The following is a 16,600-nucleotide window of genomic DNA, read 5'->3' as shown; positions in this document are numbered from 1 at the left end:
TGTGTTCTCCCAGAGACAATTAGCTGGTTTTCAAGCGTCCGGCACATGCAATCAAAGTGGCAATTTATGCCAGCCTGTTGTATCTTGTTGCACACATAGATTTTTCTGAAGAGGTAATTCGCGTGAAAGGTATCCTTAAGTTTCTGGCTGCTGCCAAGCTGGTCGAGTTATCTGATGAAGAAAAACTGAAATTGCATGGTGTGGCGCCGGGCGACGAACTCCTGATCAACCAGGCTGCCAGCGAATTTGCCGATGAAACTGCGGGCACCAATCCGCCGCCCCTGCCAGACACCAGTGATGCCGGCACTTCCTTGGCTCCGCCCATCAATTCACCCATCGCCTACGCGGCAGTTGATGTCGCCGGTGGCAAGTCGTTTGAAGATATCTTCAAAAGCGCCCAGATACCCGATTCCCCTTTCCCGGCTGAACGCCTGCTCAGGCTGCTTGACGGCCTGCGCGCCATGGATGAAGCCACCCGCAAGGCAGCAGTGCATGCCATGGATGCGGCTGACGATAACTGGACTATCGACGATTCCATCATTGATGCCCAAAGAAAAATCGCCGCACTGGAAGGCTATCAAAAAGCACTGGAATCGCAGCTTACCGCCAATCAACAGCAAGTGATTGCCGAAGTCGCTGATTTGAAAGCGGCAGAAGAAAGAGCAGTGACAGAAATACGCAAGCAGATCGCTGAAATGGAAAGACTGCTGGCCCGCGAGATACAAAAAACCGCAGAACAAATCACCAATCTGGAAGGCGGTCAAAAATCTGCGCAGGAAAACTGTGAGCGCGAAGTGAAGCGCCTGCAGACAGAAGTAGAAAGATTGCGCGAAATCCCGGCGCAATTTTCACACTGAGTTCTGAACAATCCAGACCGAACTTACACCGACCTCATACTGACTAACAACACATCATCAAGGAATGACCATGGCTACAGCTAGCCCTCTTGCTAAAGGACTTATTGCAGTGATTATCCTCGGAGCCGCAGGCTCTGCTGCCTGGAATCTGGCACTCAAGGACTGGTGGGCCAACCGGGCTGATGCAAAATCCGGGGCGACAATTTCCGCCAGTGCACCTGCAAACGGCAAAGCAAATGGTGTGTCGCCTTCTGGCAAGCCTGCTCCTGCGCCAGTATCGGGCAGCGGGCCACTCGGTTCTAGCGGTAACCCATTGAAAGTCAGTATCGTCAGCTTCCATGGCTATGCACCTGCGCTGGTTGCGAATGGCAATAGCCTGACTACCCAGCCCAATTCTGTATATGCAGCAAAGGGCGTGAATATGCAATTCGTCATCCAGGATGACATCCCGGCGCTGGCAACCGTGTTTGAGTCTGGCGCTGCGCAATGTGCATGGCGTACGTCTGACTCCTGGGCGCAGGAACAACCTAATCTGCGCAATGCGGGTCTGGATGCGCGTGCCGTGATGGTGGTTGATAATACCCAGGGTGCCGATGCTGTCATCGCCAAAGACGGTAGCATACGCACAGTGGAAGACCTCGCTGGCCATTCGGTCGCCGTACTGCAGTTCACCCCTTCGCATGGCATGCTGATTGACGCGATAGAAAATTCTTCGATGACTGCGCGCAAGAAAGAAAGCGTCAAGTTTGTCTTCATCAATGCTGATGAAGGTACGGCTGGCGTGCGCGCTGCACTGGAATCCGGCAACGTCGATGCCGCCGCGCTGTGGGACCCTGATTTGTCACTGGCCCTGCGCAATGTCAAAGGCGGCCACGTCGTGTATTCCACCAAGACCGCCACCAACCTGATTTTTGACATCATGGTGTGTGACAGCCGCGTACTGGCCAAAGAAGAAAACATCCCGGTCATCCAGAAATTTGTGGAAGGCTGGATGGAAGGCGTGACACAGGCAAGAGCAAAACCTGACAATGCGGTTGATGCCCTGGTGAATACAGAAGAATTCTTCAAACTGCTGGCCAAGCAGGAAGGCAAGCCCTTCATCAAATCCCTGTTCAATAACCTGGTATGGACAGGTCTTGAAGACAACGCCCGCATCCTTGGTCTGGTCGGTGGCACCAATCACTATGACCGCGTATATCGCCGTTTTGATGCGATCTACCGTGCGGCGGGTGCATTGGCTAATCCAAAATCGCCAGTCGTCAATCCGCAAGAAAGCTTTGACTACCGTTTCATCAAGGCCATGCTGGCCAAGAACACGGCAGTGGAAACAGCGGCAGCCAAACCGCAATACCAGTTTACAGAGACTGCGCAAAAAGTGGCTACTCAACAGGCAGCCAGCGTCACCAAGCCAGTCACCGTCGGTTTTGCTACCGGTAGTGCTGAACTGACGAAGAAAGCCCAGCGCATCGTTGATACCGAGATGGTGCCCTTCATAGAAAACAATGGCAGCGCCTATTTTGAAGTCAGTGGTAATAGCGATGGCGTTGGTGCACGTGATTCCAACCTGCGTCTGTCGCAAGCCCGTGCTGCGGCCGTGGTGAAGTATCTGAATGAGCAATGGGAATTCCCTAAAGCACGTTTCAAAATCGTTGGTAATGGCCCTGACAAACCTTTGTGTAATGAAGCTAATCCGGCAGCGGATGGCCTGGCGCTGGAAGATTGCCGCGCCCTGAACCGCACTACCCGTATCGGCGTTTTTGCACGTTAAGCATCATGACGACATTCTGGAATCCCTACGCCGTCATGTCGCCTGGCTTGCGACGCCAATTGGGCATCGCATCTGTGGCCACGGTACTGGTGTTGTGGGCTGTGCTCGCAGCATCAGGCGCGGTTAGTCCGACAAGATTGCCATCGCCGTGGGCAGTGGCACAGGCCATGCTCTACCTGTCATGGAATGAGGGTAACAGCATGTTGTTCAATGCCACCCTGTGGTCGGCTGGCCGGGTATTTGCCGCCGGCCTGCTGGTCATCGCCATCGGCATCCCTGTGGGTGTCATGATGGGTGCGGCTCCGCGTTTGAATGCCTTGCTATCGCCACTGATTGACCCTTTCCGTTCTGCACCAGTGGTTGCCTTGCTGCCTATTCTCGTCATGTGGCTGGGTATAGGTGAGGTCATGAAGATCGCCTTCCTGTTCATCGGTGCGGTGGTGTATCTGGTGCCCATGGTGCGCGATGCCATACAGGCCGTGCCGCAAAGCTATTACATCAGCGCCCGTGACCTGGGTGCCACGCCTTGGGAATGCATCACAAAAGCCGTATTGCCCATGGCCATGCCGCGTATTGCAGATGCGGTGGTGGTCAGTATCTCGGTCATGTGGACTTATATTACGGTGGCTGAATACGTCAATGCCCGCGAAGGCCTGGGGCAACTGATACAGAATGCGCGCCGCTTCAGCGCCATGGACCAGGTATTTGCTGGAATCATCGTCATCATTGCCCTGGCGCTGGTGACTTACCAGTTGATGCGCCTGTTGAAAAGAAAACTCTATCCATGGGAAACCTCGCAGTGAATATGGATACCAAGACGGATACCAATACGGATACTATGGCAGACACCAGCCCGGCAAGCACAATGACGACCAGCACCGACATCAGCCTGCAACTCAATGAAATCGTGCAGGAATATGCCAATGCAGATGGCCCTGTGACCCGCGTGATTGATGGCATCAGCCTGTCTTTTGACAAGCCCACCATCAATATGCTGCTGGGCCCCTCAGGCTGTGGCAAAAGTACTTTGCTGCACATGATGGGTGGGGTGCGTCCTTTTGGCGTGCAGTCACCCACCTCCGGTTCTGTGCACATCAATGGCGAAGCATGTGATGGTCCTCATGATGATGCTGTCATGGTATTTCAGCGCTATGCTAACCGCCCTGATCTGACCGTCTATGAAAACGTGGCATTTCCATTTCGCCTGGGTTTGTGGAAGAAAAAATTCCCCGAAGCTGAGTGGAAAAAACGCGTAGATGACATGCTCGAAGCAGTAGGGCTGGCAGATAAGAAAAATCTGTCGTCTGCGCAATTGTCAGGCGGGCAAAACCAGCGTGTGGCACTGGCGCGGGCGCTGGTATTGCGCCCCCGTATCCTGCTCATGGATGAACCCTTTGGCGCGCTGGATGCACAAACCCGTGAAGAAATGCAGCGCTTGCTGATCACCTTGCATAAAACCAGTCCCTGCCTCATCGTATTTGTCACGCATGACGTGACCGAGGCTTTGCTGCTGGGTGATCGCGTCATCGTGCTTTCTACCCAGCCTGCCAAGATAGCTGACGACTTTGAAATTACCGAGACTCGGCCGCGTTCAGCCGTATGGCAGCGTTCTACCGAGGCAGTCACTATGCAGGAACGGGTACTCTCACAACTCCACAAATTAAGCGCCGGACGCGGAACGCTCAGAGTCACCATTTGAAATAACGAATTGAAATAAAGAATTGAAATAAAAACGTGCAGATCAAACAAGTTTCATACGTGAAGGAAATGCTGTACAGCCAGGGCAATATCTTTGCCGTGCTGGGCACGGTCGCCGCCAGCGTCTTGATATCCATACCTTACGGCTTCAATGCCGCGCTGATACCCCTGATAGGCCTGGTGGCCGGGGAAACCATTGCCGCCATGTTTATCCCGTATTCAGAAAATTTCCGTGCCACTGTCGATAAGAAATACCGCGAGCAGGAGAGGGCCGCTTCCAGACAACACTTCCTGGAAGAGATACACAAGCGTGAAGGCATCGCCTTCAAGGTATTTGGTTCCATGGATGCCTATCAACGCATGCTGCAGCATGTCGCTTCCCTTTACCAGTATGCCAGTGACAGCCGCACCAGTCTGTCCATGAACGATGTCGAAAAACTGGATGATGCTACGTTAGATTATCTGAGCATGTGGCTGGCCCTGACGGTCATAGAAGAGCGCGCAAATTCAGTCAATATGAAAGAAGTGGAAATGCGTCTGGAGCGCATCGATCATGATCTGGCAGATATCAAACCGGGCATGGATCAGTTGCAATTGCAAAAGGCGCGCAATGATTACTTGTCCCTCATCACCAGGCAGCGCCGCATGCTGAGTCGCAAGGCAGCGATAGAAGCTGCGATCATTTCCATGCCAGACCAGATGGATGAAATTTACCAGACCATCATGACTGCGCCAACTTCTTCTGATGTTGATTCCAAGCTGGCAGAATCAATCGCCAAACTGGGGCTGGAAGAAGATCTGGAAGCGGAGCTGGAAGGGGCATTGCGCGATACCGTACCAGTCATCTCGCAAGAGCTGGAAAATCGTAGGCAAAGCCGCGTCGCCAGCGGGGCAAGAGTACAAGCGCAGGCGCAGAAAAATACATAGTAAACTGGAAAGCGAACAACATGGAATACAGCATCATTACGCAGGACGACTTGAAAAAATTGGCCGACTTTGAGCTGGCACAGTTGCGTGTAAAAAACGCGCTGAACCATGCAGGCAAGGATGGTGCGGTGGGCTTGCTGCGTTTCTTCGCCCGCTATACCAGCTGGAATGGTTTTTTTGGTTCTGGCGTGGCTTCGCTGTCAGGCAAGATAGGCCGTTCGCGCACGACTTTTGTTGACCAGACCATCGCAGAACGCCTGCTGAATGACCGCAGTGTTTTTGTGGCGAGTTTTTTCTTTGATGCTGCCCGTGATGAATTCGATGACCGCGATACCGAATATCGCGATACCCACCGCTGCCTCGCGCAGGCAACCCTGGCTGGTTTACTGCGTTACGCACGTCAGCAAGGCTATGCCGCTTCCACTGCAGAGCTGAATAAAATGCTCAACGAGCCCGCCTGGTTAAAGACCCTGAATGCCAAGGTTGCGCAGGGTTATGGCAACGGCAGTGAAGACAGCAGGGACGCCATCATGGCAGCGATAGGCTACCATCTGGGTTCAGAAATTCTGGCGGACCGCGAGTTCTCGATGATAGATGAATACCTGCGCAAGGAACAAAAAGAAGTGACACGATTCCTGAAAAAGGCCAAGCAGGAAATCGCCGGTCAAAGCCATCCATGTTATCAATGGTTGCAGATACATAGTGGTCATGGCGGCGCAGCCGAGGCTGACCATTTTGAATGGGCTACCAAGGGTGCAGAACTGGCATTTACTTATAGCCCCAAAAAAGAACATGCAGCCATGCGTGCCAGCCTGGATCATGGCTTCCAGACTTTTGCCAAGCATCATAAGACTTTTTTCGAAGCGATAGTTCGATAACACGATCAACTCATGATCAATTCACGCTCAATTCGCGGTTAGTTATTTACCTAAAAGAGGAACAACATGTCTGACAGTAATTTCATCGCCCGCTTATCCAATCTTTGGTCAGGCTTCGTTTCATTGTGGATTACCGATGTGGAAAAACGCCACCCGGAAATCGCCTACCAGAATTCCATCGATTCCATGATCAGCAAGTACACCAAACTCAAGGCAGCGACTGCCGCCATCATACGCCGCAGGCAGGATGTAGAAGCGCGCCTGAAGGCGGAGCAGGCAGAACTGGCATCCATCACTGCCGATCTGGAAGGTGCAATCGCCACCAATCAGGATGATCTCGCAGTCGTGCTGATACAAAAGAAAAATGCCCTGGATGCCAGCGTGGCAGCCCTGCAGGACGACATGAAAATCGCCCAGACCGATGCAGACGATGCCAAAGATTCGCTGTTGCAAGTCAAAGGTGAGATTGACAAACTGAAGGCAGAAAAAGACCGCATGCTGGCGCAGATGCACAGCGCACAAGCACGGGTGTCGATACAGAACCAGCTCGAAGGCCTGTCTGTGGATGCTGAAGTCAAGGCGCTCAGCAATGTGCGTGACCATATCAAGAACACCGTGGCTGAAGCCAATCTGGGTCAGGAATTGCGCAGCTCTGACCTCGACGTACGTTTGGCCAAACTCCGCCAGAGCAGTGGTGCAGTAACAGCCAAGCAGCAACTGGAAGACATGAAAAAAGCCCGTGCTGGCCAGGCAGAAGCCAACAGCGGTGGCAAGACCATGTAATTGGTTTTGGCAAGGCTTGTCCACATCCGGCATCACCAGTGAATCATTAAAGCGAAGAGACAGAGCGACATCCATGAGCGAAACTGGCACTAGCAAGCGCACGCTGCCCGTCTGGGCAGAACAGCTTAGACAGAAATATCTGGCAGGCGAAGCCTCGGTCTTCGTCTTGTATGGCAATGTATTTGACCGCTACCTCGTCGATGGCGTCGCCCATGGCATGACTGAGTTCCTGTCCCAGGTACTGCTGAAGGAAAACAAAAACCGCATCATGGAAATCAGCCTTGACCGCGGCGTACGTTTCCTGCAAGGCGCAACGACAGAAGAGAAAGAAGTCTTGTACGGCTATTTGGCTGACAAGGGTTTGCCGGGCATCTTTGAATCGGTAGAACGCCGCATGCGTGAACATGCTTCGAATGCCGTGATCTTCCCTTATGCAGGCACCATCTTCCCGAATGGCGACCCGCAAATGATGTCGCTGGAAGACCGCATCGCCTTCACCACCCTGCATCGCTGGTCACTCGATGATGCGCTGGCGCAAAAAGACAATGTCGTCATCCTGCTGTGTGAATCACTGGCCGAGATCAATCAGGCCATCATGTCCAATCCCAAGGTGGCAGCAGTAGAAGTGCCGATACCGCAAGAAACTGAGCGTGAAACGGCAGTCATGCATTACGCCCCCAGGATGGAAGAGCAGCAAGTCAAATTGCTGGCCAAGCAAACTGCTGGCCTGCGCGTGATACAGCTGAGCAGCATCGTCGCGGCAGAAGGCCCGCAAGGCTTGCGTGAAGCAGAACGTACCAAGCTTATCGCCAGCCTTTTGCAAGGCCAGGCCAATGCAGAAGACCGCGCAGCAAAATTATCAGCCATCACGGCTGGCATGACACCGGAAGAAATCGCCCACCTGATAGACCCGGGCAAGACACTGGCTGTAGATGTCAATGCCGACCCCTATTCCGAAATGATGGAAATAGTACGCAAGCGCAAGCGCGAACTGATAGAAAAAGAGTGCGCTGGCCTCATCGAGTTTATTGAACCCAAGCATGATCTCAGTGCGGTCGGTGGCAACGAACATATCAAGACTGAATTGATGGAAATTGCCAAGGCCATCAAATCCGGCGACAAGGCAAGATCACCCATGGGTTTGCTGGCAGTTGGGGCAATGGGTGCAGGTAAAACCTTTGTCATCAAGGCTTTCTTGAAAGAGGCAGGATTATCTGGTGTGAGCCTGAAAAATTTCCGCTCGAAATGGGTAGGCTCCACCGAGGCAAATCTGGAGCGGGTATTGACTGCGGTCAAAGCCATGGGGCCTATCGCCGTGGTGATCGATGAAGGTGACCGCAGCTTTGGCAAGCAGGGCGATGATTCTGACGGCGGTACTAGTTCACGCGTGATTGCCCGCCTCAAGGAGTTCATGTCTGATACCGAGAACCGTGGCAAGGTCTTGTTCATCCTCATGACCAACCGACCGGACAAGCTCGATACTGACATCAAACGCCCTGGCCGCCTCGACAGGAAAATCCCTTTTTTTTATGCCGACACTGCCACTGAACGCGCTGACATCGTCAAGGCCATACTCAGCCGTTATGACGTCAAGTGTTCGATAGACTGGGCCAACACGCTACCAGTATTTGATGTCTTGCGCGGTTATTCGAATGCCGATCTGGAAGCAGTAGCCTTGCTGGCGCTGGAATTTGCCAAGCGTGGTGACGGTGAAATTACGTCAGCAATTTTCGAGATGGCCGTGGCTGACTTCATGCCACCGCAAGAAACACAAATGATCGCCTTCATGGAAATGCTGGCCGTGTTTGAAACTTCACGCCGCTCCATGTTGCCTGACCGCTTCAAGAATATGACACCGCAAGAAGTGCAGCAGCAATTGCAAGTCCTGCGCAACGCTATTTAAATTTTATCCATATCCAGGAGAAAACCATGTTTCCATTTTTCGCACCGCAATCCCTGAGTGATAGCGCCATTATTGCTGCCAGCAAAATCATGTTGCAGGTAGCAAAAACAGATGGCATCCATCCAGCAGAAGTTGCCCTGATCAAGAGTTTTTATGAAGGCAGCATCAGTGCGGCAAGCCACCCTTCTTTCGATGAAGTATTGGCTGCATCTGCAGATTACACACTGGCAGCTACAGATTTTTCCAATGAGCAAGAACGTGAAATGGTCGTGGCATTGAGTGTCATGACAGGCTTCGCCGATGGTACATTCAGTGATGCTGAAACAGCGACAGTGCGAGCCATTGCTGCCAGTTTGAATGTTGCACCCGCTCGTTTTGATGAAATCAATGAAACCATCAAAGACCACATGCTGGCACAATTGTCCCATTTGCCGGATGCCGGATCAGTGGCTGTAGTGGCAAAAGAATTGGGCTGATTATTTTTCTATATCGCATGCCTGCTGTTGCATTCTGCGCTTAAAGTCCCTCCAGTGAAAGCTAGGAATGGTGATGGGTATATTCGTAGCAATTTCATTGCCTTCAATTGATCGAAGCCCATCTCGATGCACAAAACTGAGGGCTGGATGTATGAGCTCATCTCCGAAGTAAGCGCATAGACGTAAACGCAAAAAGCCCACCAAAGGTGGGCATTCCATTCATTCCGGCAAACTGACAACAACCCATGCTATCTGCGTGGTGTCATTGCTTGGTGCATCACCCGTGCTATCTGCGCGGTGTAATGTGTGGGTGTTTGCCTGTTCCTGCTGGTCCGCTATAGTTCGGTCCACGACAGGAGGTACCACGAATGAGATCCTTCAACACTTCACTACACCATTTCCCGGTTCGCATATATATACACATATACATGCAAATCCAGCCGGTGAGAATGAAGGCGCTTTGGAGTAGGCTGAGCTTACTCTGCGGTCTTGTTCACAGGATGCACTATGCATCCTTTAACGACAATACCATTTTCTCTTAATCCATGCTATCTGCGTGGTACCAAGAGCCGGTAAGTATCATTCTGCGCATCAGCATTTTGTACGAGACATAAACACTGACAGATGAAGGGTGTCGCCATGCGATTGACTAATTCCCAGCAACCCATGCTATCTGCGTGGTGTCACTGGCCGGTATTACTAAATTAGTCAAAAGCGCTGCGACCGGGCAAATTGAATTCACCCGACAAGGTCAATAAAGACCTTGGTCTGATATTAGGACAGAACCTGGATGTTGCTGGCTTTGTCGCCTTTAGGACCGGCTGTGCGCTCGAAAGACACACGCTGGTTTTCGCTCAGGCTTTTGAAGCCGCTGGACTGTATGTCCTGGAAGTGGGCGAACAAATCCGCACCACCTGCATCAGGAGCGATAAAGCCGAAGCCCTTGGCATCGTTGAACCATTTAACTATACCTGTTTGAGTACTCATGTTTTTTTCCTTTTGATAAAACCATAGGCAAAATTGCCCGATATGGACTTGTAAGCAAGTGATAAAACCAGTGGAAAAAAGACAGAACAGCCAGAGAGATAAAGCTATGCGGAATTGGGACCAACAAATTAAGGACTTGATGCAAGTACAGGACGGAATATACACGTTTACTTTAAAAGTGCCTAATTTTTTTTAAAAATATTTTTGATGGGCAGTGGACAGCGGCAACTAATTGCTTTGCCACTACAGCTTGAATAAAGCAGCGCTCTGCAGGCGCTTGTGTCTCAGAAATTGACTCATCTTCACAGGAAAACAAATGCTCAAGAAATGCAATGTAACAATTGATTTTCTTGCTTGACAAGGCGCAATGTGAACCCGATTATCTGGTGTGAAAGACAAGATATTTTGCAGTTTCCCCCAACGAAAAAATGAGCTGCTGATCATTCTTTCGTGAGACCAACCGCACATTTTAAAGGCGTCAGACAATGAAGCATTATTTTGAATACCAGGATTCCAAGTCTTACAAGTTTTGGCAGATAGAAATTGAAGCGAATACCTTGAATGTGAAGTACGGCAAGATAGGCACCGCAGGCCAGGAAAAAATCAGCAGCTTTGATACACCAGAAAAAGCACAAAAAGAAATGGAAAAGCTGATCAGTGAAAAAACCAAGAAAGGCTATGTAGAAAAAACCGGTGCCAGCGCCAAGAAAATCGCACGGCGCATAGGCGTCAGTTACGATGAGGCAGAAGAAGGCAAGACCTTGCTGGAAAAAGTCACCGTTTTTCTGGACAGTAGTCAGGCAACAGAAGTTGAGTCACTGGTGATCGCCGCCTGGGAAGAAGCTTATGAAGAAGGGCCGCAAGCATCCCTGGACCTGTTGATCGCCAATCCAGGCAAACTACCGCAATTGAAAGAATTGTTCGTTGGTGACATGGATTCTGAAGAGTGCGAAATATCCTGGATCACCCAGGCCGATTACACCCAACTGTTTGCAGCCTTCCCCGCACTGGAACGCTTGCACATCAAGGGTTCCAAAGACCTGATTTTGTCTTCCCAGCCGTTAAAGCATGAGCATCTCAAAGCGCTGACCATAGAATGTGGTGGCCTGCCCAAAGAGGTCATAGAAAAAATTGCGACTGCCCACTTGCCCAATCTTGAATACCTGCAACTGTATATCGGTGTCGACGAATACGGCTTTGATGGCAAGATAGATGACCTGCGTCCTTTCATGCAAAAAGGCCTGTTCCCCAAACTGAAACACCTAGGCCTGGTGGATAGTGAAATCGCCAATGAGATCGCGATTGAAATTGCCCAGGCATCCGTGCTGGAGCAACTGGAGACCCTGGACCTCTCCATGGGCACACTCAGCGACGACGGTGGTCGCGCCTTGCTGGACAGCAGCAAGATAGCCGGGCTTAAAAAGCTGGACTTGCACTACCATTATTTGTCGAATGACATGATCAAGGAATTCAAAAAATTGTCTATTCTGGTGGATGTCACTGACCAGCAAGACACTGAAGATGAATGGCGTTATCCAGCGGTCACAGAATAAGACAGATGCAACAGAAATCCCGTTTTGTACTGATAGGCAATCCTGAAAACCGCCGCGTGCATTTTTTTCAGGAAGCATTGCAGCAAGCAGGGCAGGATGCTGCCCTGGTCATCCCCTACCTGAATCTCCTGAACGGGGAGTACGAACTGTCTGATTTACTCAGGGACGGTGACACGGTAAGAATAGAGTCTCCCGGTGAGAATTTTTCCGTGGAAAAGAAAATACTCGCCCTTGGTGGCCTGGAAAATGCCAACGGACTGGAAGATGAACGCGGCAGGATTTATCATCCCCGACTATGGTTCCGGGGATTTTCTCAATTGATGGCGTCAATAGCACAGCAAACGACTAAGCTGAACTGGTTCAATCACCCTGACGACATCGTCAGCATGTTTAACAAGCCCTTATGCAAGCAAATATTGGCTGACCATACGCTACCCGGCCTGCCGGTTTTTTCCAGCTACGATGAATTCTTTGCCTATGCAGAAAAGCAGGCATACAGCCGCTTTTTTATCAAACTCAATTCCAGCTCTTCTGCATCGGGCATCGTCGCTTATGAATACAATAAGAGAAACGGTAAAGAACAAGCCTACTCTACCGTAGAGATCGTGCACAGTATTGATGGCAACCGTTATTACAATTCACTGAAAATAAAAAAATATACTACGCGAGACAAGATACAGAACATTCTTGATTTCTTGTTCGCACAGGGTGCCATGATAGAAAGCTGGATACCCAAGGCCAGGCATGAAGACAGCTCTTATGATTTGCGGGTAGTAGGTATCGCCGGTCAGCGGCGGCATGCAATTGCCAGACTCAGTCGTGGCCCCATGACCAATCTGCATCTGGGAAATCAGCGCTGTGCGGTTGATGAGCTGGAATTGTCATCATCGACCTGGCAAGAGATCGATATCCTGGTAGAAAAAGCCATGCAGGCTTTTCCGCGCTCGCTGTATGCGGGACTGGATATCCTCTTGCCCAGAAATGACAAATCACCCGTGCTGCTGGAAGCTAATGCCTTTGGTGATTTGCTGCCTAACTTGTTGCACAAAGGTGAGAATACTTATCTGGCAGAAATCAATGCAGTGCTGGAAAGGCAGAGGCTGACTCATGCTTAAGACAAAAAAAGCCAGCCTGCTTTTTGATATCGACAATACTCTGCTAGACAGGGATGCCGCTTTTCACGCTTACTTACTGGATTTCATCAGCAGGAATCAGGCAGCATTAGCTGAAGAAGATATGTCGCAGGTGCATGCAGAAATGATGGTACTGGACTGCCATGGCAGAAAAGACCGTAAACTCTTTTGTCAGGAATTATTGCAGCGTTTCTCTGGCCTTCCTTACAGCACAGAAAGCTTGTGGGAAGATCACATGTCACTGCCAGAATTTGTGAAGCCAGATAGCGTGCTCAATGCGATGCTGGAGCGTTTATCTGCCGATTACCAGCTCATGATTATTTCCAACGGTTCAGCAAGTATGCAAAGGCGAAAACTGCATCAGGCTGGCCTTACCGCTTACTTTGAACATATCTTCATTTCTGCTGAAGTGGGTTATGCCAAACCTGATACTCGCTTGTTTTCACATGCCTTAAACCATTGTGACCATGCCAGTATAGTCATGATAGGGGACGACTACATCAATGATATGCAGCCAGCCATGGCCATGAAATTAACAACGGTTTTCATCAACCCTGAAAATGAAAACTTCGCTATCAGGCCAGATCATGAGTTATCCAATATCCATGCCCTTGAGGAGGCCCTGGCATGCATGATATGAACCAGATCGTAGGCAAGAGCAATGTCCTCTTCATTACGCTTGATACCCTGCGCTATGACGTTGCCGAACAAGAGCTTGCGACAGGTCGCACCCCTTTTCTTGCGAGTGTATTGCCTGCAGGCTGGGAAGAGCGCCATGCACCCGGCTCTTTTACCTACGCATCGCACTGTGCTTTTTTTGCTGGTTTTCTCCCCACACCTGCCAGGCCGGGCGTGCATGAGCGTTTATTTTCATTGAAGTTCGCTGGCAGTGAAACCACGGGTACATCCAGTTATTGTTTTGATACGCCAGACATTGTCAGTGGATTTGCGGGCATCGGTTACCGCACTATCTGCATAGGCGGAGTTGGCTTTTTCAAGAAGCAAAATCCCTTGTCCTGTGTCCTGCCCAATCTGTTCCAGGAAAGTTACTGGCAGCCAGAGTTTGGTGTGAGCGATCCTGAATCAACCAGGCATCAAGTTGAATTTGCCATAGAGTTGCTGGAACAAAAACCTGATCAAAAAGTTTTTTTATTTATGAATTTATCTGCACTACACCAACCCAATTGTCATTACCTGCCCGGTTCAGTTGGCGATAGCCTGGCCAGTCATGCTGCGGCATTGCGTTATATAGACAGCCAGTTGCCTCCCTTGTTCCAGGCGCTCAATCTTATGGGTGATACCTTCGTGATTATCAGTTCTGATCACGGCACTACCTATGGTGAAGATGGTTATACAGGCCATAGACTGGGGCATGATAAGGTCTGGACTATCCCCTATGCAGATTTTCATTTGATGCGAGGGAGCCTGGCATGACAGAGATAGCTCATACATTTCGTCGTTATCTGGAAGAAACCAATCGTTTTCAAAGTTATCTGTATTCATACCCGCACAAGACAGCGTACAGGACGTTTGAAGAAAAACTGGATTTGAAAGAATTGTGGGCAACAGAGAAAAAACATGCGCTGTATCTCTACACGCACATTCCTTTTTGCCGCATGAAATGCTCATTCTGTAATTTGTTTACGGTGTCGCATCCCAAGGAAGATCTGGTTAATCTATACCTTAAAAAGATACAGCTGGAAGCTGAAGTCGTAAGGGATAGCCTGGGTGATTTCAACTTTGCCGGTTATGCCATCGGTGGTGGTACACCCAGTCATCTGGATATCACCCAACTTGAGCAATTATTCTCGATATATACCAATACCCTGGGTGTAGATTTGAAAAATACGCCGGGTTCCTTTGAGGTTTCACCTGATACCATCAATGATGAAAAGCTGACTTTTCTGTCGCAACATGGTGTGCAAAGACTCAGCATAGGCATACAAAGTTTTATCGAAGCTGAAGCGCGTTCAGTAGGGCGGGTGCAGCCAGAGACTGTGATGGAACCGCTGCTCGAAAAAATAAGCAGTTATCAATTCCCGGTGTTTAATCTGGATTTGATTTATGGCATACCAGGGCAAACGGCGGAAACCTGGCTGGCATCGCTGCAAAAAGCAATACAGTTTCAACCAACTGAAATTTTCCTGTACCCCTTGTATGTGCGCCCGCTGACTTCACTATTCAAGAAGCATATCAGCATACAAAACGAAGACATACGCAGCATGCTTTATCGCATAGGGCGTGACTTTTTGCAGACCAACGGTTACGCGCAGGATTCTATGCGCCTGTTCCGCAAGCAGGTAGCCGGTTTGCGTGAGAGTTCAGAATATTCATGTCAGGAAGATGGCATGATAGGCTTGGGTACGAATGCGAGGTCTTACACGACAGATGTGCATTACTCGACAGAATATGCCGTATCCAAACCCAATGTTGCAGCGATCATCGATGACTATGTCGCCAAAGAACGTGCCGACTTCACGACGGCAAATTATGGTATACGTCTTTCAGAAGATGACAGGAAACGGCGTTATCTGATCAAGTCTTTATTGAAGGCGCAAGGGCTGGATGCTGCGCATTACCAAGGTATTTATGGTACGGATGTGTATGCGGATTTTCCTGAACTACAGACCCTGCTGGAAATGAAGCTGGCGCAAGAGAGTGCAGGGCGCATGCAGTTGCATGGTGAGGGCATGGCTTATTCTGATCTTATCGGTCACTGGTTTATTTCGCCAGCAGTCAAACAAAAGATGCAGGAGTATGTCAGCAAATGAGCCTGAAAATTATTTATCGCGGCCACCTGACAGATTGCAATTACAGTTGCGAATACTGCCCCTTTGCCAAAGAAAAAAACAGTCGTGAATTGCAGGCTCTCGATAAAAAAGACCTGGACAGGTTTGTCGATTGGGTAGAACAAAACAGTAGCGCCGACCAGGCCATGGAAGTGTTTATTACGCCTTACGGTGAAGCACTGGTGCGCAAATGGTATCAGGAAGCGGTGATACGTCTGTCGCATCTGCCGCATGTGAACAAGGTGGCGGCGCAAACCAATCTGGCTTGGAATACGCAATGGCTGTCGCGCTGCAATACCAAGACCACGGCTTTATGGACTACCTATCACCCTGATTTTGTGACCGAAGAAAAATTCATCGGGAAATGTAATGAACTGGCTGCCTTGCAGATACGCCATAGCGTAGGCGTAGTGGGACTAAAGCAACACTTCCCGAAAATTACTTCTCTGCGCCAGCGCCTGCCACACGATGTGTATATGTGGATCAATGCCTATAAGCGTGAAGTGGATTACTACTCGGAAGAAGAAATCGCTTTCCTGGAAGACATCGATTACCTGTTCAGATCGAACCTGCCCTGGTATGAAAGCATGGGCAAAGACTGCAAGGCTGGCAGTGAGGTGGTGTCCATAGAAGGCAATGGTGACCTGTTCCGCTGCCACTTTATCAAAACCCGCAAAGGCAATATCTTTACAGACCCGCTGGCCAGCATGCTCAAGCGAGAAGCTTGCAGCAAAGCGACTTGCCACTGCCACATAGGCTATATTCATCTTGATGCCATGCAATCGCATGAAGTATATGGCAATGGTTTGCTGGAAAGGATACCTGTGCGTTTTGCCTGAAGGCATTTA

At 50.1% G+C, this 16,600-nt stretch carries 16 protein-coding genes; 15 read left to right on the top strand and 1 reads right to left on the bottom strand.

What is annotated here, in order from left to right:
- The first annotated feature begins 122 nt into the window (after positions 1-122).
- The 9 genes from UNDKW_RS25845 (at position 123) to UNDKW_RS25805 (ending at position 9,290) form a co-directional block, all read left to right on the top strand.
- On the top strand, positions 123-857 hold the full coding sequence (locus tag UNDKW_RS25845; protein ID WP_162061097.1) for a hypothetical protein: 735 nt from the start codon (positions 123-125) through the stop codon (positions 855-857).
- A gap of 70 nt (positions 858-927) precedes the next feature.
- Positions 928-2,625 carry a phosphate ABC transporter substrate-binding/OmpA family protein gene (locus UNDKW_RS25840; RefSeq protein WP_162061096.1) on the top strand — a complete coding sequence of 566 codons (1,698 nt, stop codon included), beginning with the start codon at positions 928-930 and terminating at the stop codon, positions 2,623-2,625.
- 5 nt (positions 2,626-2,630) lie between these two features.
- Entirely contained in the window at positions 2,631-3,428 is a 798-nt protein-coding gene (locus UNDKW_RS25835) for an ABC transporter permease (protein WP_162061095.1), read from the top strand.
- Positions 3,410-4,324, top strand: a complete 915-nt coding sequence (locus tag UNDKW_RS25830; protein ID WP_232063115.1) for an ABC transporter ATP-binding protein — start codon at positions 3,410-3,412, stop codon at positions 4,322-4,324. The genes UNDKW_RS25835 and UNDKW_RS25830 overlap by 19 nt, the downstream gene beginning before the upstream one ends.
- 35 nt (positions 4,325-4,359) lie before the next feature.
- Positions 4,360-5,250, top strand: a complete 891-nt coding sequence (locus tag UNDKW_RS25825; protein WP_162061094.1) for a hypothetical protein — start codon at positions 4,360-4,362, stop codon at positions 5,248-5,250.
- Between the two features lie 20 nt (positions 5,251-5,270).
- Positions 5,271-6,128, top strand: coding sequence for a hypothetical protein (locus UNDKW_RS25820; protein WP_162061093.1), 858 nt, complete (start codon positions 5,271-5,273; stop codon positions 6,126-6,128).
- 66 nt (positions 6,129-6,194) lie between these two features.
- A complete protein-coding gene (locus tag UNDKW_RS25815; protein ID WP_162061092.1) occupies positions 6,195-6,911 on the top strand; it encodes a PspA/IM30 family protein in 717 nt (238 codons plus the stop codon).
- Between the two features lie 73 nt (positions 6,912-6,984).
- Positions 6,985-8,814 carry an ATP-binding protein gene (locus UNDKW_RS25810; protein WP_162061091.1) on the top strand — a complete coding sequence of 610 codons (1,830 nt, stop codon included), beginning with the start codon at positions 6,985-6,987 and terminating at the stop codon, positions 8,812-8,814.
- 26 nt (positions 8,815-8,840) lie between these two features.
- Positions 8,841-9,290 (top strand): TerB family tellurite resistance protein, encoded by a 450-nt coding sequence (locus UNDKW_RS25805; RefSeq protein WP_162061090.1) that lies wholly within the window; start codon positions 8,841-8,843, stop codon positions 9,288-9,290.
- Positions 9,291-10,064: 774 nt separating this feature from the next.
- Here UNDKW_RS25805 and UNDKW_RS25800 read toward each other — a convergent pair.
- Entirely contained in the window at positions 10,065-10,277 is a 213-nt protein-coding gene (locus UNDKW_RS25800; protein ID WP_162043691.1) for a cold-shock protein, read from the bottom strand.
- Positions 10,278-10,762: 485 nt separating this feature from the next.
- On the opposite strand from UNDKW_RS25800, the gene UNDKW_RS25795 reads away from it, so the two are divergent.
- The 6 genes from UNDKW_RS25795 to UNDKW_RS25770 are packed head-to-tail and all read left to right on the top strand — an operon-like array spanning position 10,763 to position 16,591.
- A complete protein-coding gene (locus UNDKW_RS25795; protein WP_162061089.1) occupies positions 10,763-11,830 on the top strand; it encodes an STM4015 family protein in 1,068 nt (355 codons plus the stop codon).
- A 5-nt stretch (positions 11,831-11,835) separates the two neighbouring features.
- Positions 11,836-12,945: an STM4014 family protein gene (locus UNDKW_RS25790; protein WP_162061088.1), complete on the top strand. Its 1,110-nt coding sequence runs from the start codon at positions 11,836-11,838 to the stop codon at positions 12,943-12,945.
- Complete coding sequence (locus UNDKW_RS25785; RefSeq protein WP_162061087.1) at positions 12,938-13,603, top strand: HAD family hydrolase; 666 nt, start codon at positions 12,938-12,940, stop codon at positions 13,601-13,603. Before UNDKW_RS25790 ends, UNDKW_RS25785 begins: the two co-directional genes overlap by 8 nt.
- Positions 13,591-14,397, top strand: coding sequence for an STM4013/SEN3800 family hydrolase (locus UNDKW_RS25780; protein ID WP_162061086.1), 807 nt, complete (start codon positions 13,591-13,593; stop codon positions 14,395-14,397). The genes UNDKW_RS25785 and UNDKW_RS25780 overlap by 13 nt, the downstream gene beginning before the upstream one ends.
- A complete protein-coding gene (locus UNDKW_RS25775; protein ID WP_162061085.1) occupies positions 14,394-15,734 on the top strand; it encodes an STM4012 family radical SAM protein in 1,341 nt (446 codons plus the stop codon). The genes UNDKW_RS25780 and UNDKW_RS25775 overlap by 4 nt, the downstream gene beginning before the upstream one ends.
- Complete coding sequence (locus tag UNDKW_RS25770; protein WP_162061084.1) at positions 15,731-16,591, top strand: STM4011 family radical SAM protein; 861 nt, start codon at positions 15,731-15,733, stop codon at positions 16,589-16,591. The genes UNDKW_RS25775 and UNDKW_RS25770 overlap by 4 nt, the downstream gene beginning before the upstream one ends.
- Positions 16,592-16,600 lie beyond the last annotated feature (9 nt).

Origin of the sequence: Undibacterium sp. KW1, assembly GCF_009937955.1 — a bacterium.
In the GTDB taxonomy this organism is placed as follows: Bacteria; Pseudomonadota; Gammaproteobacteria; order Burkholderiales; family Burkholderiaceae_D; genus Undibacterium.
The sequence above is the reverse complement of the archived record's forward strand: the minus strand, read 5'-3'. Positions and strand labels throughout refer to the sequence as shown.